General features: G+C 36.0%; 21 protein-coding genes. 1 reads left to right on the top strand and 20 read right to left on the bottom strand.

Features of this window, described 5'->3' with window-relative positions:
• Positions 1 to 11 precede the first annotated feature (11 nt).
• The 13 genes from CC204_RS21955 to CC204_RS19690 all read right to left on the bottom strand — a co-directional run bounded on the left by CC204_RS21955 (position 12) and on the right by CC204_RS19690 (position 16,053).
• Positions 12 to 7,103, bottom strand: coding sequence for an Eco57I restriction-modification methylase domain-containing protein (locus CC204_RS21955; protein WP_229677513.1), 7,092 nt, complete (start codon positions 7,101 to 7,103; stop codon positions 12 to 14).
• Between the two features lie 26 nt (positions 7,104 to 7,129).
• Entirely contained in the window at positions 7,130 to 7,729 is a 600-nt protein-coding gene (locus tag CC204_RS19745) for a SprT-like domain-containing protein (RefSeq protein ID WP_088271846.1), read from the bottom strand.
• A gap of 344 nt (positions 7,730 to 8,073) precedes the next feature.
• Complete coding sequence (locus tag CC204_RS19740; protein WP_088271845.1) at positions 8,074 to 9,501, bottom strand: PcfJ domain-containing protein; 1,428 nt, start codon at positions 9,499 to 9,501, stop codon at positions 8,074 to 8,076.
• Positions 9,498 to 9,905, bottom strand: coding sequence for a Cas9 inhibitor AcrIIA9 family protein (locus CC204_RS19735; protein WP_088271844.1), 408 nt, complete (start codon positions 9,903 to 9,905; stop codon positions 9,498 to 9,500). Before CC204_RS19735 ends, CC204_RS19740 begins: the two co-directional genes overlap by 4 nt.
• A gap of 22 nt (positions 9,906 to 9,927) precedes the next feature.
• Positions 9,928 to 10,176 (bottom strand): hypothetical protein, encoded by a 249-nt coding sequence (locus CC204_RS19730; RefSeq protein ID WP_088271843.1) that lies wholly within the window; start codon positions 10,174 to 10,176, stop codon positions 9,928 to 9,930.
• Between the two features lie 23 nt (positions 10,177 to 10,199).
• Complete coding sequence (locus CC204_RS19725; protein ID WP_088271842.1) at positions 10,200 to 10,628, bottom strand: hypothetical protein; 429 nt, start codon at positions 10,626 to 10,628, stop codon at positions 10,200 to 10,202.
• Entirely contained in the window at positions 10,612 to 10,866 is a 255-nt protein-coding gene (locus tag CC204_RS19720; protein WP_088271841.1) for a helix-turn-helix domain-containing protein, read from the bottom strand. The genes CC204_RS19725 and CC204_RS19720 overlap by 17 nt, the downstream gene beginning before the upstream one ends.
• 86 nt (positions 10,867 to 10,952) lie before the next feature.
• Positions 10,953 to 11,279 carry a hypothetical protein gene (locus CC204_RS19715; protein ID WP_162288383.1) on the bottom strand — a complete coding sequence of 109 codons (327 nt, stop codon included), beginning with the start codon at positions 11,277 to 11,279 and terminating at the stop codon, positions 10,953 to 10,955.
• Positions 11,280 to 11,583: 304 nt separating this feature from the next.
• Positions 11,584 to 13,644: a MobP2 family relaxase gene (gene mobP2 / locus CC204_RS19710; protein ID WP_088271839.1), complete on the bottom strand. Its 2,061-nt coding sequence runs from the start codon at positions 13,642 to 13,644 to the stop codon at positions 11,584 to 11,586.
• The gene (locus CC204_RS19705; protein WP_088271838.1) at positions 13,641 to 14,036 is read right to left on the bottom strand and encodes a hypothetical protein; all 396 of its coding nucleotides are present in this window, start codon (positions 14,034 to 14,036) and stop codon (positions 13,641 to 13,643) included. The genes mobP2 and CC204_RS19705 overlap by 4 nt, the downstream gene beginning before the upstream one ends.
• Positions 14,017 to 14,316, bottom strand: coding sequence for a hypothetical protein (locus tag CC204_RS19700; RefSeq protein ID WP_088271837.1), 300 nt, complete (start codon positions 14,314 to 14,316; stop codon positions 14,017 to 14,019). The genes CC204_RS19705 and CC204_RS19700 overlap by 20 nt, the downstream gene beginning before the upstream one ends.
• Before the next feature lie 255 nt (positions 14,317 to 14,571).
• Complete coding sequence (locus CC204_RS19695) at positions 14,572 to 15,495, bottom strand: hypothetical protein (RefSeq protein ID WP_088271836.1); 924 nt, start codon at positions 15,493 to 15,495, stop codon at positions 14,572 to 14,574.
• A gap of 12 nt (positions 15,496 to 15,507) precedes the next feature.
• A complete protein-coding gene (locus tag CC204_RS19690) occupies positions 15,508 to 16,053 on the bottom strand; it encodes a hypothetical protein (protein WP_157894338.1) in 546 nt (181 codons plus the stop codon).
• A 231-nt stretch (positions 16,054 to 16,284) separates the two neighbouring features.
• Here CC204_RS19690 and CC204_RS21750 point away from each other — a divergent pair, with 231 nt between their 5' ends.
• Entirely contained in the window at positions 16,285 to 16,386 is a 102-nt protein-coding gene (locus tag CC204_RS21750) for a type I toxin-antitoxin system Fst family toxin (RefSeq protein ID WP_308422475.1), read from the top strand.
• Between the two features lie 141 nt (positions 16,387 to 16,527).
• Here the strand turns inward: CC204_RS21750 and CC204_RS19685 are convergent, their stop codons facing one another.
• The 7 genes from CC204_RS19685 to CC204_RS19660 all read right to left on the bottom strand — a co-directional run bounded on the left by CC204_RS19685 (position 16,528) and on the right by CC204_RS19660 (position 26,584).
• A complete protein-coding gene (locus CC204_RS19685; protein ID WP_088271834.1) occupies positions 16,528 to 17,529 on the bottom strand; it encodes a bifunctional lytic transglycosylase/C40 family peptidase in 1,002 nt (333 codons plus the stop codon).
• On the bottom strand, positions 17,526 to 18,704 hold the full coding sequence (locus CC204_RS19680) for a toprim domain-containing protein (protein WP_088271833.1): 1,179 nt from the start codon (positions 18,702 to 18,704) through the stop codon (positions 17,526 to 17,528). The genes CC204_RS19685 and CC204_RS19680 overlap by 4 nt, the downstream gene beginning before the upstream one ends.
• A gap of 62 nt (positions 18,705 to 18,766) precedes the next feature.
• Positions 18,767 to 18,934: a hypothetical protein gene (locus tag CC204_RS21425; RefSeq protein WP_188634527.1), complete on the bottom strand. Its 168-nt coding sequence runs from the start codon at positions 18,932 to 18,934 to the stop codon at positions 18,767 to 18,769.
• 1 nt (position 18,935) lies between these two features.
• Complete coding sequence (locus CC204_RS19675; protein WP_227011282.1) at positions 18,936 to 21,506, bottom strand: conjugal transfer protein TraE; 2,571 nt, start codon at positions 21,504 to 21,506, stop codon at positions 18,936 to 18,938.
• A gap of 4 nt (positions 21,507 to 21,510) precedes the next feature.
• Positions 21,511 to 21,873, bottom strand: a complete 363-nt coding sequence (locus CC204_RS19670) for a DUF5592 family protein (protein ID WP_227011281.1) — start codon at positions 21,871 to 21,873, stop codon at positions 21,511 to 21,513.
• A complete protein-coding gene (locus CC204_RS19665; RefSeq protein ID WP_088271832.1) occupies positions 21,870 to 23,753 on the bottom strand; it encodes a pLS20_p028 family conjugation system transmembrane protein in 1,884 nt (627 codons plus the stop codon). Before CC204_RS19665 ends, CC204_RS19670 begins: the two co-directional genes overlap by 4 nt.
• A complete protein-coding gene (locus tag CC204_RS19660; protein WP_188634526.1) occupies positions 23,750 to 26,584 on the bottom strand; it encodes a type IV secretory system conjugative DNA transfer family protein in 2,835 nt (944 codons plus the stop codon). Before CC204_RS19660 ends, CC204_RS19665 begins: the two co-directional genes overlap by 4 nt.
• Positions 26,585 to 26,594: the final 10 nt, after the last annotated feature.

Below are 26,594 nucleotides of genomic sequence, written 5' to 3'. Positions count from 1 at the left end.
GCTTCCTTTTTTTATAGACTTTTTTGTAATTGCGTATTCTTCTGTGGTGTCATTTTCAACGTATCTAATTCAATTTGTTTCGTTAATTCACGTTGTCTTTTCAGTTTTTGATTAAGTTCATCTTGTTTAGTGAATGGTTTATTCGCTTCTACTTCCGCATTCACAATTTGCTTCTTTGTGTCCTCAATTTCTTCATGTGTCATCCTTACTAACTCCTGTACTCGATCAGGCAAATTGGTTAATCGAGTAATATTCCCTATACCTGTATCTAAAGTGAAGTTCGTTCGATATGTCTGCTCCCCTTTTAAGACTAACTGATCTTGTCCATAATCATTTCGCTCTATTTCCACTTCGAATCCTCTATACGTTCCACCACAAATAACGGCCTTTCCATAACTGTTTGTTTCTGTTAATTGATATTTAGAATATAATTCATCAAATGCTTTTTGTCGCTCTGTATATTCTGTACTTCCAATAGTCATTTTGAATTCAGATAACGGATTCTTTTGTAACCTCTCATTATCCATTTTGTATTTTTTTAGATCTTCATTTAACTTGGCAAGCTTATTAGGATAGGTTATTCTAACATCCGTATCCAATCTACTGCGTTGATTCTCCCACTCTGAACGTAGCAACTGTAATCGACTGACTTCATTATCAAGTGTCATTTTCTCTGCCAACATAGGATTTTCTGTTGCAATAGCTTTCACTTCGCCTGCAGACAGAACTGTTTCATCTAAGTCTTCACACGATCTCGAAATACTTTTTCCTGTCATAACTTGTGAAATATAAGTCAGTTTTTGTTCTTGGATCTGCCAAAGATAACTATCAAACGTTCCTTTGGTAATATAGCGGTAAATAGCAACTTCTTCATTTTCATTTCCCTGTCTCAAAATTCGTCCTTCTCGTTGTGTGAGATCTGAAGGCTTCCAGGGACAATCAATATGGTGTGCAGCAATTAACTTGTTTTGAACATTCGTACCTGTACCAACTTTTTGTGTACTCCCCAATAGAACTCGAATTTCTCCAGACCTGACTTTTTCAAACAAAGTATCCTTTTGTACATCAGTCTTTGCATCGTGAATAAAAGCTATTTCATTTGCCGGCACCCCTTTTTCCACCAATTGGTTTTTCACTTCATCATAAACATTAAATACATCTTTCTTAGGTGTACCTGCATCGGAAAAAATCATTTGAGTTGACCGATTTTCTTTTGTTCGTTCCCAAATCGAATGTACTTTTTCGCAACATAAACTTATTTTTGAATCTGGATCTCTTGGTTGACTAGGATCTATTAATCGACTATCGATAGCCATTAATTTTGCTTCATGTGTTAACTTAAGCATATTATCCTCGCTAGGATTGACACTTCCTGAACGTATCGCTTCTGAACGAGCAACGAATTCTTCCATCATTCTTTCTTGAAAAGGACTCTTTTCTGCCAGAATTGTTTGGACCTTTCCAGTTTTCAGTTTTGGTACTGGCAATTTCAGCATATCTGACGTTTGAATATCAGCAACTAAATTAAACATGTTCATCAATTCAGGTAAGTTGTGAAACTTTTTAAATCGATCCCGTAGTCGATAACCACTTGCTTCAGGTGTAATTTCTAAAGAAGAAACGACTTGGCCGAACGTTGCTGCCCAGGCATCAAAAGACGTTAATCCTCTTCTAAACAACTCTTCTGGTTGTAAGAAAAGTTGCATCACATACATTTCACTCATCGAATTAGATATTGGTGTTCCGGTTGCAAAAACAATATTTTTACCGTCATGTTTCTCTTGAATATATCGCACCTTATTAAACATATCAGTGGCCCGTTGGCTATTTGATTTCCCAACACCAGCGACATTGTTCATTTTGGTAAAAGTAAATAGATTTTTATAGACATGTGCTTCATCCACAAATAAGAAATCAACACCTAATTGTTCAAATGTTAATAAATTGTCTTTCTTCTCCTCGTTTGCGAGCTTCTTTAGACTTGTCTTCAGATTGTCTCTGAATTTTTCCATTTGCTTAACTGTCCAATTTTTATTATCTTTTTCTTTGAGTTCTTTGACTATTTGAGTGACTTCGGTTAGCTGCTCACGTAGCATCTTCTCTTGTCGTTCTTTACTTAAGGGAATTCGCTCAAATTGACTGTGACCAATAATGATTGCATCATAGTCCCCTGTTGCAATTTTTGAAACGAATTGATTTCTATTTTCTTTTTCAAAGTCACGTTTGGTCGTGATCAAAATGTTCGCACTCGGATAAAATGTTAAAATTTCTCTTCCCCATTGTTCTGTCAAGTGGTTGGGAACAACATACAACGGTTTATTTATTAGCCCATTTTTCTTTAAATACATACCAGCTGACAACATTGCAGCCGTTTTACCAGCTCCCACTTCATGTGCCATCAATGCCTTACCTGAATATAGTATCCGTGCAACAACATTCTTTTGGTGTGGACGTAGCGCCATCTGCAAATTCATGTCATCAAAAACAAGGTTCTCACCAGAGTATTTTCTAGGGGTAATGGTGTTAAATCGCTCGTTGTATATTGTCACAAGTTTTGTTCGACGCTCTGCATCTGAAAATAGCCATTGGTGAAATACATCTTCAATGTCTTCTTGTTTTTCCCTAGCTAACATAGTTTGTTCTGGGTTTAGTTCATATTTGATATTTCCTGTATTTGGATCACGAACCTTATCGTTCACTTTTACTTTTTGCAAGTTTAACGCTGCTTCTATAATTTCATATGCATTTTTTCTAGCAGTTCCATAGGTTTTTGTCGCTCGTATATCTCCTGTATTCCTTGAATACCCCACAATCTTCCACGTGGAATTGTGATCCAAGTAATCAATAAAAATATGTCCAAAAGAAGTTCCCTGTCTTTTTTCAGGTATCTCTAGTAATTCATATAGAAACTGATTATAATATTTCGTTGGAATCCAAGGTGATCCCAGTTGAAAATCGATATCCCCTGCCTGCAACGGTTTAGGTTGTGCTTTTTCTAGGGCCTTGACATTATTTTGATAGTGCATCTTGCGAGTAGGATCTGTTTCTCTTTTTTCTGCAAGAGTGGCTATCGTTAATTTCTCTTTTACATTACCTGTGAGGTATTCATCACTATATTCCCAAGAATTCTCATACCCATTTTTCTCGATTTTTCTTGGATTTAAATAAATTTGTGTATCTAACTCTTTGATCATTTGATCAATCGATTGCCCAGGATAAACTTCACTCATAAATTCAAAATTAACAGCTGCATATTTTGCTAGAGATAAGTCTAATGCTTTAGAAGCAGAATCTACTTGAGTAATCGTTTCTTGAGGTTTGATCGTTGCTTTAAAGAAAATTTCTTGTTTTACAAATGAATTTTTTTCTTCCTTTTCGATTGATCTTAATAAAGGATATTGATCATCCATCCTTAAATCGCGTATGTTTCTTTTCTCATTAAAATATCCATATTTTGCAGTGAATGTATCATACGTTCGATTTAATTCCCTTAAAGATTTTTCTAACTCTGTTGTAGTATACGACCGCTGCTGAAGACGAATAACATCGTTCAATGTCCTCTTAACCTCAAGCATCAAGCGAATTTTATTTCTTTTGTTTCCTGAAGGTATTTGATCATATTTTCCATTGCTATGGTGATAGACAATAACTGAGTCAATGTCCAAAAAGGTAAATTTCCTAGCATCTTCAGGTATGACAATTCCTTTTGGTTCCTTTGGTTTATCCACTACACTTTTTTCTCGCTTAACCAATACAGGATTAATTTTAGTTTGCTCAAACGACTTATGACTAACGAGTTTATCGAAAACTGCTCTCATTTGTTCTTGCAGTGTCTGAGTTTCACTAGGGAGTACATCTAGCGTTTGCCCATGAAAGTTTTTAATACTGATCTGACCAAGAATATGATCTGGGTTTTGTACAAAATAGTTATTCATCCATAATCCTTGATATTCAGGGTGATCTATTGCATTTACCCAATATGGTGCTTCGTACTCCTGCATCATTTCTTTATATGATTTCTTTTGAAAGATAAGAATATCTGATACAACTTCTGTTCCAGCTGATTGCTTAAATGCTGTTTTAGGCAACCTGACACCACCAATAAATTTGGCTCTTTTTGCTAGATAGTCCCTCGCTTTACTATTACGTTTATCCATTGAAGAACTAGAAGTAATCACCATTAAAATTCCATTTTCTTTTAATAGATCAATAGATTTTGCTAAAAAATAATCATGAATAGCGAAATTGTATTTATCATATTTTTTATCCTGTACTCGAATATCATTAAACGGAATATTCCCAATCACAACATCTATTTTTTCAGCTAATTCTACTTTCTCATACCCTTTTTTGTGAATCTCTGCTTCAGGAAACAGACATGTCGCTATCCGACCAGTTATGGAATCTAGTTCAACTCCAATTTTTTTTGTAGTTTTTAAGGTATCTGGTATGTTCATAAAGAAATTTCCTGTACCCATACCAGCATCTAATATACTTTTTCCACTATAATCGCCAATTGATTCTAATACATGATACATCTCGTGAATAATCTCAGGTGGTGTATAAAATGCAGTCAGTACAGATTTACGAGCTTGATCATATTCTTCAGTTGTTAAAACAGACTTCAGTTGATTATATTCATCTGCCCATGATTTGTTGCGCTCATCAAATACTTCTTGAATCCCTCCCCAACCTGAGTACTTAGCCAATATTTTCTGGCTTTCTTTAGTTAACTGGATCTCACCCTGTTCTATTTTTTTTAATGTTGAAATAGCTTGAATATTTTCTCGACATTTTTCTCTTTTTTTGTCCTTATACTGTATCAGTTCTTGATTGTAATAATTTGAAATTGGATTGGAGTGTTCTTTTTCTGAACCTGTTCCATTATCAGTTTCATACGAAAAATCAAAAAGAGAAGATTCAATATCCTCTCCCTTACCTTCTTTTTCTATTTGTTGAATCAGATCAGTTTCTTTGAAAGGTAAAATATATACCATTTCTTTTGCAATTTTATCCCAATTAAAAAAATGAGTATCATCAACACGCGTAATTTTTATTGTTAGTCCCTCTTGAGAGAAATTCACCTTCGCGTCTGTATTAGTTGAGGTTGCGAATTTTTCTTGTACAAGAAACTCAATCACTTCATCATGATTCTCTGTTCCGAGTTCTTTTAGCGGTAGTGTCAGTGACAGATCTTCTAAAATCAAATGCAAATACTCTATTGAAAATGGCTTAGATTTCAATTTATGAACTAGCGAGTTTTTCCATTCATCTTGTGTAACGTTACTATCATAAATATCAAATAGGGATATCTCTTGACGATTTTCTTGAATAAATTTTCTTTTATTTAAATATGATCCATCTTGTATCAATAACTCAATCTGCTTAGCTATTACAGACCACGGAACAAAATAAGGTGACGGTCTACCTTTTGGTTGTATACTCATTGAGTCTAAATTAAATTCTACTGTACATCGGGTCTTACTCGAAAGAAATCCTCCTGTTCCATAAAGTTTGGAAATCATTTCTGCACGTTTTTCTAGATTGGATTCTTCCAAGAAGTAGTCAGCGATCGTTTCTTTACCATTTATTTTAAGAGGTCCTGCTTTAACTATTTCTTTTAAATCTTTCAAAGAAACTGGCAGTTCTTCAAGATATACAGAAAAGCCTTTTTTCTCATCTGCAGATAAATACTCATCTTCATAGATCAATTGCTGCAATGACGATTCAATTATTTCCCATGAATACAATTCTTTCTTATCAGGAAAATTAATTGCTATTCCTTTGCTATCAAAGGACACATGAGGTTGATTTGATTCAGCATATCCACCTACCCCATATTCCTTTTTCAAAAAAGATATTCGTTTTTTGGTACTCATTTCTCTTTGGTACATATCAAAGATCCTAAATTTACCATTTTCGATATTTGTTCCTTTTGCTAATACACTCAAAAAATATTTCTTTTTTTCAATTTCGTTCATATAGATTTTGTCTGATTTATCCTCACGGGTTGCATAATCAAAAAGAGAAGGCAGATTTTTATCATCATCTACCTTCTCTTGCTTTTTATTTAGTTGTTGTCGATCATCTTCAGCATTTCCGCTGTCACTTGCTCTCTCGCTAGACTTTGAATTACTTTCAAGTGTGCTTCTTTCACTAATGGATTTTCTGTTTTTGGATATGGGCGTTGGTTTAGTATTTGTTTCTCCAGCTGTATCTCGTGATCGATTGACTGATCCTCTATTTTGTGAAGATACTCCATCAACGTTCCCTCCATCACTAAGGTTGTGTACCGAACTGGTTGTTTCTCTTTTAGGTATTCTTTGGCTATCCTTCCGTAATCCTGAAGTGGTTGATCGTATTTCTTGTTGTTCGAGAACTGAATATTTTTGTTTGTCATTTTGCTTTTCCTCCTTTAAGCTTAGTTCTAATTTGATTGCGTGCAAATGATTTAATAAACTTTCTGTCACCTTGTTCGTTACAAACCCGATCGTATTCAATTCAATACCAGGACGAACAGTTGAAATTTTCTCTAGTAAGTCATCATCTGTAAACTGTTTTAGCCACGTTGCTTTTTGCCCCATCGCATAACTAATAGATTCTTCTATAAGTTCCAAATGATCTTTCACAATCATCGTTTGTTCTTGTTGTGCATAATGAAAGACACCATGATCGATTAACTCAATAAGTGCCGTACTCATTGAATTGACCGCAATATCTGTGTCAAAAGTTTGTTCATACATCTTTTGTATCGTTTTTAGTGCGACATCTTCTGTTGCAGACCAATCAGGTAAATTTTTATCATCCCCATAAGTATGTTCAATATCATAGACTTGTTTAAGTTTAAATAGATCACTCTGATCTTCAAAAAGAGTAATTCCCTCACCATCTGGCTTAATTAAACGCCCAATTTTATTCCATTCTTGCGCAGTAGCAACTTGTGTTACAGCTGGATTCTGATCAAATATCATCAACTTATCAATATAAGAATATCGGTGTAGTGCCCCAGTCAATTTTAAAAATTTTTTCCATTCTATTGCATTACTAGTAATTGTATTCGCTGTTCGCTTGTACAGTTCTTTCATTGTATCATTATTTGCCAATATTTTATCCTCCAGTTTTTTTGAAGTTAACTTTCAATTTCACACGTATAAGTCTCAAAACAATCTCCACAAATAATATTTACTACTGAAGTTGCTCTTACAGTTTTAGTACAGACTGGACAACTATACTTTCTACTGCTTTGTTTCTTTTTTTCTTTGGTCAACTGTGGAGTAGAGGTCTTTCGGACTAGTGATATTTCATTAAGCAAGCCATTTTCTGTAAGAAATTGAATAAATGACTCAGTAGGATCAGTTTTAGCCCACCCATATTGTCCTAATTTTTCAACCGCAAGATCTCTAGACTCACACTCCTTTTTAAAATATTTGTTGTGATAAGTTCCTTCCCTACTAACTTCTGAAATATGATTTTCTCTACAGTAAATATGAACCATCTCATGTAAAAGTGTTGCTAGAACGTTCCCAACAAATCGATCAAGGTGATCTGCGCTCATGTTAAGTTCATAATATTGTCTTGATTCATTGATCCATATTTTGCGAACACTTGCGTGACCATAACTTTTCGGTGTACTTTGTACTGTTATTACTGTTTCTGGTAATGCTCCTTTAAAGTATTCCACATTAAATAAGCAAAAATATTTTTCAAAAAAAGTAATAATTTCACTCATTTGATTCACCTTATCATATCCTTTTATATATGTTAGTTTCACATAATCTTTTCATTTTTGCAACTGTTTTCTTCGCCCCTCCTTTTAAAATAATTTTCAGTTCGTGTCCAGTCTTTACTTTTTTCTATTAATCAATGACTTATCGTGTTGCTTAGCAAGACCCTCACTGGTTTTTGGCACGTTCTAATCCTTTGAACTGTTCGAGCAGCTCAAAATACTTTTTAAAAAAAGAAATAAGTACATGATCCTTCGGCTAGAAGAACATCATATACTTATTTCTTTTTTTAAATTATTTACTAATACGGTTTTTCTTTGTATACTTTGATAAGTAACAATTTTAGCGGTCAGGCTATTTTGTTGCTTTGACTTGCTCGATTTTTATTGGGCGAGTTTTTTTGTTTGACCCACTCTAACCATTTATCTGAAGCCTTTTTCACTCCTTCTGGGACATTTTCTTCTTGATTTTTATATCCTTGTAGTTGCGCAATTTGTCCATCCTTATATTCTAAGGTACATAATGGCCGTTCTTTTTCTTGTTCTTTCCTAACAAAAACGATTGTAGTTTCTCCGTCTCTATGCTCGGATAAGTACCGACTATTCCCCACACAATGTGATAACATCTTCCCTTCATTCACAATGTCTTCTAATTTTTTTGGAACGACAAATGCGTAACCATCAATAATCGTTTCATATTTTCTGATCTGTCGTAATCGTCTCTTGAATTGGATTTCATTCTCTCTTTCTTCTTTTTCTAATCTCCGTCGCTCTTTGGCATCTTTCAATGCTTTTTTACGTTTCTTAATGTCAGGCTCTAATATTAGATAGACTTTTAATGCTTCATCATGCGCTTCACGTAAGTCATCCGGTATGATCGTTTTCAGTGTGTCTGCCTTTTTACCGATATCAGATAACATTGTAATGTAGTCATGGTAGTACTGGAAGTCAATAGCCTTCTTTATTACCCAATTTTGAAATTTCACGATTCCGACACCTTTTGGAATATGCTTAATATCTTTATATGAAAGGTATTGGTCTATTCCCTGCACAACTTTTCCGTTACGATTGCGAATTCTCCTTTCTAACTCAAATTCATCAAAGGTCAACGACGAATTTTTCAAAATAGACTTGTTGGCTTTCAGCCAATTTTGATTAAATACCCGATAGTCTATTTCATGATCACGCATAAGCTGACTAGCAATAGTTGTAGCTTTTATTTTCTGAAGAAACTCAATTTCTTTACGGTATTTATAAACATGTCCTATATCATGACGGTCAAAATATTGTGCTTGGCTAAAATCAATATATCGGAGTTCTGAAATTGTTTGAATTCTTTCTTTCCAATCATCCTCATAATTAGTAACGCCAGTGTATGCACCACCCATAGGTAATATAGGAGTCAATCCAGTAGTATATTCATTCCACCATTTGCCGATCTGAATATATTCATCATTAGAAAAACGTTCTAAATTAGATAATTCCATTTTGATTTTCTGTTTCCCGTTTTCTATATTCGACCAAAAACAATACGTTTGTATTTCTACTCTTTTAGCAGTGACTAACACCACACAGAACGCATAGAACTTATCAAAAAATGTAAGGTTCGTTCGTTTAGTCAATCTCTTTTCGATTACTTCACAGTTTTTTCTATCTGAAGCTAAAATCGTTTGCTGTTTATTCGACCATTTAAACGTGTGAATTTGTGAGTAACACCAATCGAAAAAAGTTTTTCTTGGTTTTAATGCATTTTCTATATACCATTCTGATTTTTTCATAAGCAATCAAACAGATCCATCTGTACCCCTTCGCTTTTATTTGTCTTGACATTACTTTTTGTTCCTTCACTTTTTTTCCTAATTTTCGAGGTTTCTGAAGCCTGTGCTTTGTGATCCTCTTCTAAAAGAAAATAGTCTCTCACCCATCCAAAGACAGTGGAATCATCAACCATAGCGCAATTATCTTCTTTTAATTTTTGCGCTTGATTTCTACAATACTTAAATGCCTTATTTATCGATTTTCCTTCTTTTACAATTCCTGAAAACAACTGGTCGTCATCTTGATTGCATAGCCAATTATGAATCATATCTTCGTTGGCTGAATGACTTTTGTTCATTTCATCAAGCATTTTACGCAATGCTTGATTTTTCACCTCACTATTGGTTATTACTGGTACTATCATAAGAAAACCTCCTTTTAAAAAATTAATTTATTTGATTTGTTACAATATCTAATGTAGCCGTTGTACCCTTATCTTCAATTCCTACCCAAAATGAATCACCTGATATACCAAAATCATAGTCTTCTTCCCTATCAAATAATTCTAAAACTTCTGTCTTTATTCCATCTATGCAATGGATTACAGCTTCTCTTTTGTCCTCGAAATTTGTAACACCAACATCTCCTGCATCATTCGTTCTCACCACTGTATAAATATTTTTTGCTTCTGTCATTGTAAATGCTCCTTTCATCTTTCTTAGCAATAAATCAATTTCATAAGTGGAGAATAACGCTCCATTGTTTCCATTACATGCAACAATCCTTCTAATCCACCATCAGTAAATTCACTATCAAACCAAGAATAAACATCTTCTATTGGAGTGCCAATTTCAGGTTCCAATCCATAAAACGAACGACTAAGATACGTTTTTCCATCAGACCTTGTTATAAAATAATCTTCATTGTGTAACTTTTTCCATGATTCCAATAGCGCCGTATTTTTCCATCGGTTGGCAAGATCCTTTACCGCAGTTGCCACTTCTTCCGAAACTGTTTCAATATAGTGGATTTCACCATCAATATAAATCCATGCAATCTCTTTTCCTTTGTTACCTTCATCATATACTGCTAAAGGTTTATCAGGTCTTTTTGAATATGTTAATGCGACCTCATTCTTTTTTTTCATCCTCTTTTTCCTTCTTTCGTTTTTTCGCTTCATCTTCCGTCATACCTGTTATATACTCCATACCTTCACGAGTAATCAGATTAATTGCCTTTTCATTTCCAACTTTACAAGTTGTATTTTCAAGAAAAATAGTTGATCCTTTTGATTTATTCTTGTCTTTTAAATATGTTTTGTTGAATCCCCAACGTTCACTTGCTTCCGACCATGTCATCAAACCCAATTTTTCTAATCCTGTCATTTTTATTGCTCCTTATCTACTTCATGAAGCAAACATTATTGTTTGCTACTGAATAATTTGGTATAGTTTATTCAGTAGCAAAACCCTCACTGGTTTTTGTTACGTTCTGTGCACTTGATTTGTTCGAGCAAATCAGGTGCATCTTTTTTTAACTCATCAACCATATCATCCAAATAACTTAAGTATAATGTCATAGTATCGATAAGCATTCTTTCTTCACTGAAACGTGGAAGTGTATTGTATCGTTCACCTACTAGATCGTAATTATCATCATGCAGTGCTTTTAAACGCTCAACATCACTTGTCAATCGTTTGAATGATTGAATCGTCTCTTTCTGAATCGTTGCCAAGTTTCCTTTGTATTCACCTAGAATTGAAATACATACATTACTTACTTGATTGTCATTTTCCAAACTATTCACCTCACTGTTTTCCCTCTCCTAAGGGTTAATTATATTGTAACCCCTATCGTGAGGGAAGTCAATGAAAATAGATAACTTTTTTTAATTTTTTTCAATCCTAATTTATTTTCTAGTGTGCTTATCCAGCAGTCGATCTTCCCATTCTTACGCTAAAATTTCATAGCAATCTATACAATAATTTTGAGTGATTTCAAATTCCTTCAAGACTTCTCCGCATCTTTCACAATGCGAATATTTTGGTTTTAATTCTTCTCTATTTTTTGAGAACTCACTAGACATTACAAGATTATCCTCCTTATGATAAAGTTTGTTGATATTCCATTTCTTTGAATGCTTTTTCATTCAAGTATCTCTGTGTTGCGTTTTCTAGTTTATTCATCATTTGTTTTAATTGACGATCGAATGCATGTGGATCTGAATACCCACCTCCACCTTGTCCTCCCCTAACATATGGATTTTTTTCAATCTGAACTCCTTCCTGATTGCTATAAACAAACGTCTTCTTTTCTGCATTTTTCGTTTGCGAAACATCATACATCGGTACAGGATTGAATCCAGTCAATCGTTTTTGTTCCCCTTCTCCCTCAAATACTGGAGCATAAATAATTATCGGACGTGATCGTTCAGATTCAATGATATTTTTACCTGCAAGGCGCCATTGATTTTCTCCATAAATAAACGTAGCGTTAGGATTTTGTTCCAGAATCCCTTCTCTATTTTTTCGAGAAAATGAATTAATATTATGTTCTTCTTTTTGTTCCTTCCTAGCTGATTCAGAGTTGCTTTTTTCCTGACCGACAATCACTACGTCAGCCGAAGAGCCAGGAATTGCAAGATAGCCTTTGATCGTTTCATTTTTTACCAACTGAACAGGTTCCGCATGCCCCTCTTCACGAACAACAACACCACGTTTTTCTATTGAACGTTTTTCTTCTTCATCAAGTGCAAATAGTTTCTCTCTGATCTCCTCATTGGTTGGTGTTCTTGCAAGAAGATCTGCTTTCAATTTATCTAACACACCTTTCATAAGGGGTTCTTCCAGCACCAACGATTCGTATTGATTCAATGCTTGATAAAGTTCATCAGAGATAAATTCATCTTGCACTTCGGGCGGTTCCCCCTGTAGTAGATTTGTCATGTAGTATTCGTATTCATCAACGTCATCTGCTTCAAACAAATCCTCTGGACTTGGCAGATCACTTCGAACACATTGTTCTTCTTTTTCTAACTGTTTTAGATCCTCTAATGTAAAACGTTCTTGTGACTGTTGTTTGTTTTGTTGACGGGAAAGTTCTTTCAATTCATTTAGAACTATATTCCCCAACGTATGATACAATCCATTTTTTCCATACAATTTATTTTCTAGATAGGTTGGTTCATTTTTTGGATTCCCATATGCTTCTTCATAGGTAGCACTGATTGGTTGGACACGTTGAATAAATGATTCTAGTTCTTCTTTCGCGTAGGTGTTCAAGTATAGTGTTACTACACGATCAATCTCTGCCTTAAATTTTTGTCCTTTGGCATAACCATAAGTCCACCGTCGTTTGTTCGCTGGTAGCTTCAGCTGTAACTCATGGATTGATTGACGAAAGAGTTGTTCTTTGAGTTTTGGCACGTTTGCTTTTGCAGTAGTCGTTAAGTTCTTCATCTGCTCGTCTACCTTTATGAGTTCATTCTGCATGTTCAATAATTCATTGACGAACTTGCTTTTCGCAGAATTAATATGATTGATTTTCAATTTCCCTTTGAACTGCCAACCAGTATTTTCAGGATTCTTTTCATCCTTGTAGTAGATCCATTCACGACTTGGATTTCTTTCGACCATACCAACATGAACGTGAATATGTTTCGTGTTGAAATGAATACTGCCTAACCATTCTGCATTGAGTTCCGCTTTATCCATCAACTGCTTCATAGCAAGACGAGTAGCATCATAAATCTTTGCTTCATTCACTTCATGTTTCGATCGATCCATCAACCCTTGTTCCTCTAACCACTCATTACGAAAGCTAAAGACAAGTTGCCATAAAGGTGAACCATTATCTTGCCCTTCCATGAAATATTTTTTTGTGTACTGCACATCTTCAATTGGCATACGATCGTATCGCTGGTTGAATAGTGACTTTGTTTTTTCCGGATTAGACATGTAATCAGTGTATCGCTCAAATTGACTTTCTCCTGCACCATCAATCACGTTAACACCATCGACATCTTCGAACGCATTGAACTTATTAAAATTTTCATTTCGTACAGCTTCAGACCTGCCCATGTAATCAATGTATTCGTCATACGTGTCCGCATGTGGCATAACGAACACCCCAGTCATAATTAGCCCTGCCGTCTTCTTACTCATTCACTAGTTCCGTTCGCTTTTGCTTGCTCTAATTGTTGAATGATTTTTCGGTGGTTTCGATCAGATACAAACTTCTCTGACTCGGCAAGTGCAAATGATTTTTGTTCTTCTAACGAAACAAAATTTTCATACCCGTTGATCTCACAAATAGTATTCAGCACATTCAACTCAATCTCTTGGCTGACATGAAGCTCGGACACGATTTTCTTCATCGACCGCAACAGCGACAATTGCTCCGCTTCTACTTTGGTCCGAAGCAATTCGCCTTTCTCATATAGATCAACTAGGTCGGCGATCATATCACCATTCGATTTCTTTTTCTCATCTGCCAATCGTGAAATGGTATCATGAACGTCTTCCTCCATGTAATAGTTACGCTTTGTTTTTGCCATCGATTGATCCCTCCTGATTCATTTTTTCTGTTGGCATTTTCAACAAGCCCAACTCAGCATTCAATAGAAGCGTGTCATACACACCTTGAAGCCCTTGAACGACTTTTTCCAATGACTGACGGTACAAGGCAGCCGCTTCTGATTCGTATTCTTCATAGGCAATTTTCGTCAATACATCCCTTAGATATTCTTCTCTGCTTCTGTATCCTTTTTTCCTTGCTATCAATGCTAATCTATTCGGCACTTCCTGCGTATCGTAACTCACTTCTATCCTTGCCATACCTCTTTGGCACCTCATTTTCGTTTATTTGTTCTTAGCACTCACTTATTCGTTCCTGTTTTTTGTAAGAGCATAAGGGGTTTCGTCGGGAGACAAGCTCCCGTCCCTTGCAGTGCAAGGGAAACCCGTTCCGGAAATCTTTTGACAATTCGCCCCATTCTACCCCCAGATTCGCCCCAAATTCGCCCGAATTTCGCCCCATATGACCCCTAGTTGGGTGTAACTCGACCCCCATCGATTCGCCCCAAACGACCCCTACTTACTTTCTTCAACTCCATAAGTAGATTTTCTATTTCTCTCAATTAATTTTTGCTTCTTTTCTTCAAGTGAATCTGTTTGTTTATCGATATCACTAATCGCTTGTTTATAGGAATCAATTTCCGCTTGTACGCGATTTATTTCTTGATCTAGTTTCTTGATTTGTTCTTTTGTTTCATAGACTTTTTGTTGTTCCAATTCGTCCATTTTTTCATTCAACAACCGAATTTCCTTCTCAAAAGAAATACGATTTTCTGCAGCTTTTTTCATTAATTTTTCGACATTATTCAATTCTAATGACGTCACTTTTATAATATATTGATCTTTTGTTTTCGGTTGAACATCTGTTGATTCAGTCATTTTTCTATAATCAAAAATGAACGTAACTTGTTTTGTTTTTTCTTTCCGGTCTTTCAAAATATCTTCCACATTATCCGTTAAATAATTCATATTTATTTGTGGTTTTTCTTTCGACGTATATCCAAAATCGACGACCAATTGTTTCCATTTTGTAGGGATATTTTCGAGTTGAATCAAGTAATATTGATCATGAACGTTCGTCATTTTTGAAGCCACTAATTGCTTCGTTGCATTCTCACCCACAACCGTTTCATACTTTATACCCACTTGTGTAACTGGCTGTTCTACACGAAGTAAAACTTCACCATATCGTGTCTTTGGATTCATCTGTTTTTCAATTACAGTGACTTCAGAAGAGCCAACTGACTGCGTACTTTTTTTCCCTGTTCCTGCATCCACAATTGGACTATCATCCCCGAATATCTGGCGACTGGAAAGAATAAAAACAAGGCCCGAAATGGACAAAAAAAGCATGACATAATACAACATTGCCTCCCCTCTTTTTCCAATCGAGGAGAAGCTTTCTACTATTTTTTTAAGTAAAACTGATCCTACTTTCATTCGTTATTCCCCTCACATTGCGTAGTAGCTATTCGGCATTGGCTGATTCAATAAACGTAGTTCTGAATCGTCAACTTGCCATTGATTTTCATCATTTTTGGTACAAGCGATTCGCACGATTGTTTGTGCATTTACAGGTGGATTGTCTTCATACTTTGTTTGATAGATCATAAAAGCCATAACAACTGCTTCACCAGTAACAGAGTCAAAATTCACGTAAGTTTTTGCAGTAACTGGAGCCGTCGTCGCCATATCCGTTCCTTCTTGATAGTCGTAGTTCTTTAACAAATTCTTTCTACCAATTTCGGATAAAAACGGCTGTAGCTCTTTTTCTTTTTCTGCAAAGGTTTGTGTGGAAGAGTTCCTATAAAACACTGAGATAAACTCGGTAGTTAACGCAGATAATGCATCAAATTCTTTTTGGTTTTCAGTGTTCCCTTCTACCTTATCTAACTCATCTGATTGGTCATTTTTCTCTGAATAGCTCGTTGATTCTGTTGTCATTTGAACGATTTTTCCATCCTTTGAGATTGGTTGTCGAGGTGAAAAAAGAGACATGCCTATAACTCCTAGACATGCCCCAATCATGAGCGACAAACCTATCAAAAAAATGCTTTTTTTGTTCATAGATTGCCTCCTATATTTAGTTGTGTGACTTGCTTTTTTTGTTGCCTCTTAATGGAATTTATCACCTGTTAACGTGATTTCTTACTGTTTTTTTGAGAGGAATCTGTTACACTGAATACTGGTCGCTTTCCTTTCTAGCGATACATTTTTCGTAGAGAGGAGGTGTTCAAAGTGTTATTACTATATTCCACGGTGATTGCTCCGCTTATTGTTGGAGTAATCCTTGCGATCTTCAAAGTTTGGCTTGATAAGCGGAACAAATGAAAGCGACCGTAAGCCAAAAAAGAACCCCCTCACTTTCCGAGAGTGAGGGGGTTTGGTGTCCAAATTGTTACTACTATATTCACTTAGTAGCATACACCGATTCCCCTCTTTTGTCAATTTATCGATATGAATTAAACAGCCTTACTTCACCAATCGACGGATTCCTGCAAAGTGTTCTTGCCAATATGGATCAGTATGATTATGATACCCTACACCACTACTATTACTGCCATACATCGTTGTTTCATCGATATAAAATTCAATATGAGAAATAAAATCAGGAGCGCCATATGTTCCTCTAAAGAAAATTAAATCACCGGCTTTCGCTTCTGACCTTTCTACAGGTACTGACTGTTCCCATTGTGTCACTGTATACGAAGGAAAGGTAATCCCATGTTGTGCATATGCCCAGGAGACAATCCCGCTACAGTCAAAACCCATTGACGGATTCTTCCCTCCGAACACATAGGGTTGACCATCAAAAGGCAAGATTGAATCGAGAATTTTTTTGAAATCACCTGTGACATTGGCTGCACCATTTCCATTCGCTTTTTTCAAGTAACGCCATACATGATCGATATACTCAGGATCACCATAACTACCCCAACCTTGAATCGCCGCCTGCATAGAAGAAAATTGTTGCGCCAATGATTTACTATATTTGTGATCATGAGGCTTCATAAACGAAATAAATCCGCCACCGTAATTATACGCCTGTACAGCCGTTTTAAGACGTTCTTCGCTTTCCTCTACCTTTTTCTCACCAATCGCTTTTATATTGTTCCAAAGGACTTTTACACCTTGTTTTATACTTGTTTTTTTGTCTATTTGATTTGGTAAGCTGTGCCCTAGACTTTCACTCGATTGCATCACATCTTCAACACGTCCACCGCTTTCTTGCATACAAATAGCTAGAAGAAGATCAATGTATTTTTCCGGCATCCCGACCTCTTTCATTGCTTCAAGAAAATCGGGTTTTAAAGCTACTACTTCTGGTGATAGACCAGAAGCAGAAACACTAAAACGTTCTTCAGGTTCCATCGTTGTTGTGACAGTGATTGACGACACAATACCTGAAATCATGACAAAACAAAGAAAACAGGCAGCTCCGATAAGAATCAGCTTTATTTTCAGATTCCTCATGTGACAGATACCTGTTTCGATTGTTTTTCTGTATGAATTTGCGTTTCAGTTAACAATCTTTGACGGATAACTTTCGCTTGCATAGCTTCCTGTTCCTTCAATTCACGACTGGCTAATTTACCAGTCAGCTTCAGTTCTAATTGCTCATTGAAATCACCATTCTCAATTTTGGGTAAATGTACCTTTAGATCATAGGTCTGTTTCTCTTCTGGCGCTGCGTCATGCATTTCTTTTACCGTTTTTAGAAATTCTTTTGCTTTTTCATCATTATTCACACACATTATCACGGTTACTTTCTTATCTTCTGGATAGGCGTTTTGAATCTCTTTGATCCGCTCCTCAACCGATTCCCATTTCAATCCTGCCATTGAATGAAAAAAAGTATCACTCGGCAGCTGCTCTTTATACAACTCTACATATGAAAGAGCTTCTAATGGTGCTTCGTAAACAAATAACTTCGGTGATTCTTTGAATGTAGTGTAACTAGCAAAAAAGAAGCCTCCTGACGTTTTACTGCCATTGGAAACTCCTTTAAAGGTTGCTCTATCCAGTTTTTCATCGGTCAAATCTTTTTTGTTAATTCTTCTTTCTACAGGTTTTCGATAAATACCCATTACGTCGGCACCAACTGGTGTCTGGTGCCCATCCGGTACAAATTCGTACCACTTAACCAAGATATTATTTTTAGAATCCGAGCTGAAATAATCATTTTTTTCAAACCAATCGATCATATAATCAGAAATAAAACGGGACCGTAAGTAATCTCTACTTGCTTGTGATAATTTACCTGTATCACCGAACACCCAATTATCCATAGAAAATGGTTCTTTTTCTCTTTTTTTAGGTGCTCGTTCATAAGTAAACTCTTTACTTTGACCGCTTTGAAAGTTAAGCAACTGTTGTACAGATTGTTCATACGGTTCTTGGAAAAACCGCATAGAAAATTCAATAGAGTTATCAAAAGAACTTAATTTATCTTGTTTCTTTTCATCATATTGCGAAAACCAGGTAACAACTCCCGTCTGATCATTGGCCCGTAACGAATCATGGTGTTCATGTTGCCACATTTTTCCACTTATTTGATCAAATGATTCTCCACGATAAAGCATATACTCGAACATATTTGTTCGTCGAGCATACGTTAACTGTTTCTCCGTGAATACATGTTTCTTCAAAAAAACACCTCCTAATCAACTATCAGAATTAGTTTGCACGTTGTATTCCTGTTTAAAACTACCTAAAAGACATACGTCATTAACATCGATACAATATACAACACAACAACAAAGAGAAACAGGTACTTTGTTTTTCCCGTTTCTCTCTTCTCATCTGGATTTCCCAAAACAACACGTTTCGATTGATCTTTAAGTTTCTTCCAATTTACTTTCCGCAGCCGTTTTTTCATGCTAAATACTCCCTTCAAATATCTGGTTATCTCTTTTACTGATCTCACGTTTGAAAGGGATATTCAGCGTTCCTTTTATATTCAAGTGGGCTTCCCCTTCTTCTAATTTAGTAATGGCTTGTAAATCAGACTTACTCACTTCTTTACCAAAAACACGTTCTAAGTTAGGTAAGGAAGAAGAATCCTGCCTAAAAATGTAACGATACGTCGATAGTTTATACAGATTCATTACTGCTTTAGAAATAGGACCCATTTTTCCATTATCGTCTGTGTCAGGAAAACAATCATTGATATCATGAACTGCATAGTGCTGCCCAATAAAGATTTTTCGTCCTTCACGATTATTTCGGTCCATTTGTTTTAATAATTCAATGTTTTCTGAACGAATAGGATTATGGAATTCATCGGAAACAATATCTGTGTATATGATATCCTGGGCGCTTTTCTGGTTCGTTAGATATAAATGTTTCTCTTGTTGGCCAATTCGGACAGCATGCGAATACACCATGTTGTATAAGTTAAAATACTGCGCATTGTAGACTTCACTATCCTGAATATTTAACAAACTTTCCAAATTGAATGCGACTAGTTTTTGCCCTTCCAGAGAAAAAGCGGTATAAGAATTAAAAATATCGCCATAGGAATCAATCATGATATCCAATCCGTTGATAATATCCTTAATGAGTGTCCTTTCTGTTGTTTCTGTTTCACTGACTAAAAATTTCTTCATTCGTTCTCTGAAATCACTGTACAGAGGATATTGTTCTGGATCACATTTCGTAATAGAATCAATGGATAACTTCTTGTTTTCTATCCACTCGTTATAGAATTGTGTGAGATACTTCTGACTTGAATTTGTTGCGCTACGGTTTAGGTTAGCAGCCATAGACAATATAATTTTCATCTTTGTAATGTTCGTGACAAGTGATTGTCTATCTTTAATCGTATTTGTTGGAATATCAACATCTGTTGGATAAATCTGCATAGGATTGATTCGTGGCTCCCTGGCATCAAAATGTAGACCGCCAGAAGCTTTTACGAATGTTTCAGATTCATTAGAAACCATAAACATAAACGTATTGTTTCCTAACAATCGATTACTTTTCGCGGTTGCTTTGATTTCTGTAGACTTACCAAAGCCCTGATTCCCTACATAAAACCCGCCATAACTCTTTCTAGAGCGGTCTTTAAAGAATTGGTTAATTAATACTAACCCGTTGCCATATAACGTGTATCCGGAATATAAGGCGTTCATATCGATCAATTTAGCCGAATTAAAGAAGTAACTGCCTGCAAATGATAAAGCACGGATTTCCTGCCCTTTGCGCTTTCGTTGTTTTTGATTCTCTGAATACGATACAAACAAGGCACGATATTCTACTTCTGCTTCATCAACGAAACAGTTCGCATGGAAACCGTATTTTTTTAGACGAGTTTTTACTTCTTTTTCCTTTTCATTCAGAGCTTCCATTGTTGCTTCGTTCAAATAGATTCGCACGTGTAGTAAATCTACTGCTTCATCATCCTCTAAAATAGTATCAACCGTTTTATCTAGTTCCTGGTACTCATTTTGAGCATTTTTGCGACTGATTTTATCTTTACTGGAATACACACGATCTTCATATTCTCCTAAAGAGCGGTTAAGAGAACGTGTAAATTCTTCATCGGTTTTATCGATATTTTTTACATCGATAGTTGAGGTAGTATTCCTGAACTTAAACACATTGTCTCCGTAAAATGCTGGATTCCCTTTTCGTTTATAGTCTGTCACATGTAACGTCTTAATAAATCCAGTATTTGTTTGTAAAACTTGAGGATCTTTTACATTGAGGTTGCCCATTGGTTGAATTTGACTGATAAAGATTGGATCATAGCCTTTTCTATCGACAACTCGTTGTGCTTCTTCCGGCCGGCCTTCTCTGTCATTTCCAGTGTAAGGTACACCTGGAAAACTCGTGTCGCCCATATTATGAAGTGAATGAAGCAACTTCACTTTTCTCGCCATACTAATTCGTTTCATTCTAAAAAACGTACCTCTTGCTGATAAAACAGTCCCTTGAATTTCTTTCAATTCTTTTTCATCGTCCGCAAATACCTGCAAATAGACTTCATCAGTCATGTAATTATTATTGATATATTCAAGCTGTTGTAACGCATAGGCCTTTTCTTCTTTAATATAAGGGGTATCGATTTCTTCTGTTAACGCAAACCGACGTTTCGCATTTTCAATATTTTCTGTCATATCTGTCGCATTACTGGTACAAATAAACTTATGATCATAAGTCATAATTCGTAGATAGTCCCAAAATTCTTCAATCGCTGCGGATCGGTCTTCTTTAGTACCATTTTTCACTGATACTTGTTCCATTTCAAAGTAATCGGTCACACCATAAGTTGTTGCGATACAGTCTTCTGAAATAATGCGGCGAAAAGAAAGAAAGTCTAAAATAGACTTTCCTTTCACTTTCGGTATTCGTGTTTTTTTCTTTTTACGTTTCGTTTCCTTGCTTTTTTTACTGTCATTTTTTGGTATCACATCATTTTTTACTTCTTGATCGTCAATTAGAATCATTCGTTCATGGCACCTCCGATACATCATACAGTTCTAATTCTTCTTCTGTCTCAATCGATTCATCATACATCTCTTCTTGTTCGTAAGAAATGTATGGCTCTGACAAATAAGTTTGTCTATTTCTAAAAAGAACATAGACCAGACGGTGGTAGTGCCTCTTACCTTTATTTCCTTTACTTGGAAAAACCCAAAAAAGGTACATAGCCAGTAGAAAAATAACAGAAGGAATTCGAAAAGGCTGATACGCTCTTTGTGAGAGATCAAGCGAATAAGTAACGGCTACTAAAGCACCAATACCGTCCACAAACAACAATTTACCCCAAAATTTTACAGGGGTTGTAATTTCCTTTTGAATATCAAACATCATTCATCACTTCCTTTATTTTTCTTATATGCTTTATACTCGCGTTTTTCCGCCTTATATTCTTTGCGTTCTTTTGTATAGTTCACTAGATCTTTTCCTAGTGCATGTCCTTTACTTGCTGATTCATAGGTATTTCCAATTACCCCTTTATTTCCTTTCAAGTTTTTAGGTGTTGCCAGTTCATTTTTAATAAATTCGCCAATCGGGTGTTTTGGTTTTACAGGTTTTTTAGGTGGCTCTGTTTTCTTAGCAGCCTCATCAGAACCTGGTGTTTTTCCATTGCTGTCAGATTGTTTCTCGTCTGTAGAACCATGTGAATCCAGCTCTTCCATTGGCGAGGTTGATTTAGAATCAGGATTATTTCCTTGTTCATCCAGTGCTGAATTCACACCTGGTTGATCCGTCGCATCTTCAGTAGAATCTGCACCTTTTTCTTCTTCTTGATCGGAAATACCCTTAGAATCGTCCTCTGAAGAACCAGGCGTTTTAGATCCCTCTGGATTTTTATCTTCTGAATTTTTTGAAGGGTCATCTAATTTATCATTAATCCCTTCATTATCTTCTTCCGTATTGGTGTCATTTCCTGAAGAATCCTCTTGATCATCTGGTCCATCTTTACCACCGAATAGTCCGTCTTCATCCGATTTTTTACCTCCATCAGAATTACCACGAGATTCTCCTATGCCTTGTAAAATTCCGGCAAGCATTCCTGTTCCACCAACAGCTGCATTTCCAGTTGCTTTTGCCGTATTACTTGCCGCATCTAATGCTTTACCCGCACCAAATCCAGCTAATACACCGCCAGCTGTAGAAAGACCTGCATCAACACCCACTTGCTTTTGAATAATAGCTGGTCCATCATACAATAGCCACGCCCCACCTACATATAGGAGAGCTTTCACTAGTATATGTTCGCTGCCGTTACTAACAAATGTGTTAAATGCGATATAAAGATAGAACAAAACCATTAATGCTGCTAGCGTAATGAATCCTACAAATATTTCAAAACAGGCTTGTTTAAATTTCCTTAAATCTCGAATATGAACAAATGCTGTTATGTTGGCCCAAATGTAGTTGAACGCTATTTCTATCCCCAACCGTCCGGCTCGTATGACAAAAAGACCTGTCGCGCCGGCTAAAGCAATCAAGGTGATAAGTACAGGTATCCAAAAGACTCGCCATCGATAATAAGTTGGAACAACCATTTGTTTTACAAAAAAGTCCAACACACTATCAGACGATTTGATTTTTTTAACCTCATGTCCTTTTCCGCCAACCTTATTTCTAGCTTCATAATCAAGAACACCATCTGGATCAACTTTTTTAGCATCCGTGATTCGTTCATTTATGTCAAAAAAATCAAGATTATCTAAATAGTTTCGATTCTCCAGTTCGTCTGTTGTCCACCCTTTCGCTCCTAGCTCGTAGATATCAACTGTATTGTTTTTGAACGTTTTAAAACCTAAACCACCTTGACTTTCAACAGTCTCTCCTCCGATTGCTTCAGTTAATCGAACACCTTGTGTCACTAAATTGGGTAACATTGCTAATGTACAGATAATTAGAAACACATTAAGCGGAATATTCCGCATTTCTGCATTTTTACCTAAATACAAAACAACACCCACTGCCAGGATCGCTAAACCCAGCAGTAAGTTTTGAATTGGTCGCAACATATTCATTAATTCGGTCACAGCATCATTATTCCTAAAATTCAACACGCCTAAAACTTCTTTAAAATTTCCTGTAATGGTATCAATAAACCAAACTAATCCCTTTACAATCAGCATGCCAACGATACGAATCCCATTTTGAAACATATCACCAATTTGAAGATAATCTGCAAATTTTTCTAATATTGCCAGTATTTCATCTTCAGTCATGAAAGAGTTCCCCCTTTCATTTCTTCAATTTTCTGACGCATATTTTGACATAATCCATTCTTTTCATTTGAAGCTAAAAATGAAATCATGGAATGAATTGTTTGATTTTCTATGATCGTCTTGAATTCTTTCATCACGATCTTATCTTTTAAATGAGTGATTCTTAGCACGATATTTAATTTTGATCGTTCCTCAGAAGTGAAGTAGTCTTTTACTAATTGATTTTCTGCACCTTTAGGAAAAATAGACACTAATGATTTGTACCACTCTTGCTTTCTTTGTAATTCTTTTTTCTTAGCTTCATCATAGGCTGCTTTCATTTCATTCGTTGAAAATAAAGTTAGTTGCGACACTTCTGAATCACCTCTTTTCTTTTTCTTAGGACGTAATTCTACTGGGGAAGAGATTGTTTCTGGTAACGAATCAAACAACGATTCCTCATCAGCATATGCTTTCGTTTGTGTTGTTTGATCCATAACTAGAGAAGGTGCTGCTTTTTCTTCTTTGCTCACTCCCTGCAAGGTAATAAGTAAATCTTCTATTTCCAAGTTCATAAACTCATTATTGACGGGTATTTCATCCCAAGACAGCACCTTATTGTTTCTATATTCATAGAACGGCATCATATTTGAATCAGAGCCTATGCTATTGTAGATTGGGTACTGATAAATTGGCTCTCCGTCCAAATCATCGACGTGAGATAGCCGTAAAACAACCGTTTCTGATTTTTTAAGCCGTTCTAGTTCTGACGCATACATCAATTCAATTCGTTCAGAACTTTCTGTTTCTGACGTTTTAACGCTCGACGGACTCTGTCTATGCCTTGTTTTTGAATAATTTGAACGCTTTCCTAACCGCTCAGCTAGATATTTATTTGTTTCTAGCGATCCAGATCGAATATACATAAGGTTCCCGGTATTCCCTACGATCGTCTTTTTCACAGGTTCCGAATACAATTCGGTCAATTGTTCTAAATCTTGTAACACCAAATGGAAAAATAGCCCTTGTCCTAGACCAGACGTCCATTTGTTCGCTAGGTTTGCTACACCCATGCCTAAGTTACCAGCTTCTTGAATAATATAGTGAATATCCCGATACGTTCGAGACGGAGTTTCTAACGTGCAGCGTTTCTCATTTACCAGGTATGTCTGTTCTAAATACAACATGCCTAGAGCGTTGTTTCCTTTCTCTGATTGGCTCATGACGATAAAACAAGCAACTGGTTTATCACCAAAACCAATTTCTTCAAAGTCAAACCCATCATCTGTTGCAGACATTTTGGCATTCGCTTCATTTAGGAATGGTTCCATATCCCCATCAAAGTGAGTAACAACGTTTCCTAAAGTTACCTCCGCCGGAGCACTAGCTAGAATGGCCCAGTAATATTTACGTGCGGGGTGCGTCATTGGTAATTCTAAAAAGAACACATGTAACGCTGATTTTCCATCATATTTTTTTAATAGCTTATTTTTTTCAATCGGATTATCCGTCAGCTTATCCAAGTATTCAGGCGTTTCTGCTGAAATATGAATATTTAACATCTCATTCACTACGTTATAAATGGCATATGGATTAAACTTGACTTGACTATTTTCTCGGACTGCTTGATCTGCGATTGCTAGTCCTGTAGCCATAAACAAGTTATGACAAGCTTTTATCCAAAAATCACCGTCTTTTTGATTTCCTTTCCCTTGAAAAAAAGTTAATGCACTACTTTTCAAGGCATTTTCCGCTTCAGCTAAAAAACGGCTGCTTTCATGTTTATTTGTTTTCTTTAACGTGACATATTTTTTATAAAAATTATAGACGACCGATAGCGGATTGTATGGATCTGAATAATATTGACGAACAGTATTACAAATTCGAACAATATATCCACGCTTCTGTAAGGTGTCATACCACATTCGTGGTTCATCACCTTTTGTTGCTGTCATAACGAAAGAAGGACGATCTTCTATTCGTTCCGCTCTTGATAAAATATCAAGAAACGGATTAATGAAGTATACATCCTTTCCTCCACGTGTAATCGCTAATATAATCGAGTTTGACGGCTCTTGAGCGATTAAGTAGTAAAACTCTTTAGGTTTGGCTTCGGGAACTGTTAGCTCATCATACAGCTTAATGACATGCTTTCCTTTTGGCACTGCACCATATCCGTGTTGTTCTCTTGCTTTGGCCATCAGCGATTCTAAACTTTCTGTTGTGAGATCACTCGTTTTTAGCTGTATTTTTCCATTCGATACCGGTAACTCTTCAAATAGAGGGATACTTTCTAACGGTTTCTCTGTTTCAATAGGTTCTTGTTGTCGAACTTGGTCATGCAATGCACGAGGAACACGGCTTATAGGAAAACCGCCTTTACCTGGAAAGAAGTCTTCTCCTTCACACAGTGGGTGTACAGGAACGGCATAGTATTGATTCAAGAGATTTTTCTCTTCTTCCCATTCTAGCGTTCCCTGAACATACTCTTCTTCTAATGAAACGAAGCTATTGTAGAAATCATAGGTAGCTCTGATTGCAAGACCAATATACAAGCCTATTAATAATAAGTAGAGTATTGGATAGTAAAAAATACTCCCATAATTCAAAAATGAAAGCTTGGATATTGGTACGACGATTCCTGTTAACAATCCGCCATTTTGAGAAGATACATGAATTTTTGTGAATACATAGTTCAACAAGAATGTGACAAGGAGAAACATGCCTATGTTCAAGCCCCACAACAGGTCTTTACGTGCTAAATGACGTAAAGGTGATTGTTTCGCTTCCTCATAATTTTTCCGTCTATTTCGCTTTCCTTTCGTTATTCGTTCTTTTGAAAAAAAGTTCATTTTTTCACCT

It is taken from the genome of Enterococcus wangshanyuanii, assembly GCF_002197645.1.
Lineage (GTDB): Bacteria > Bacillota > Bacilli > Lactobacillales > Enterococcaceae > Enterococcus_L > Enterococcus_L wangshanyuanii.
This window is presented reverse-complemented; position numbering and strand designations above follow the sequence as displayed.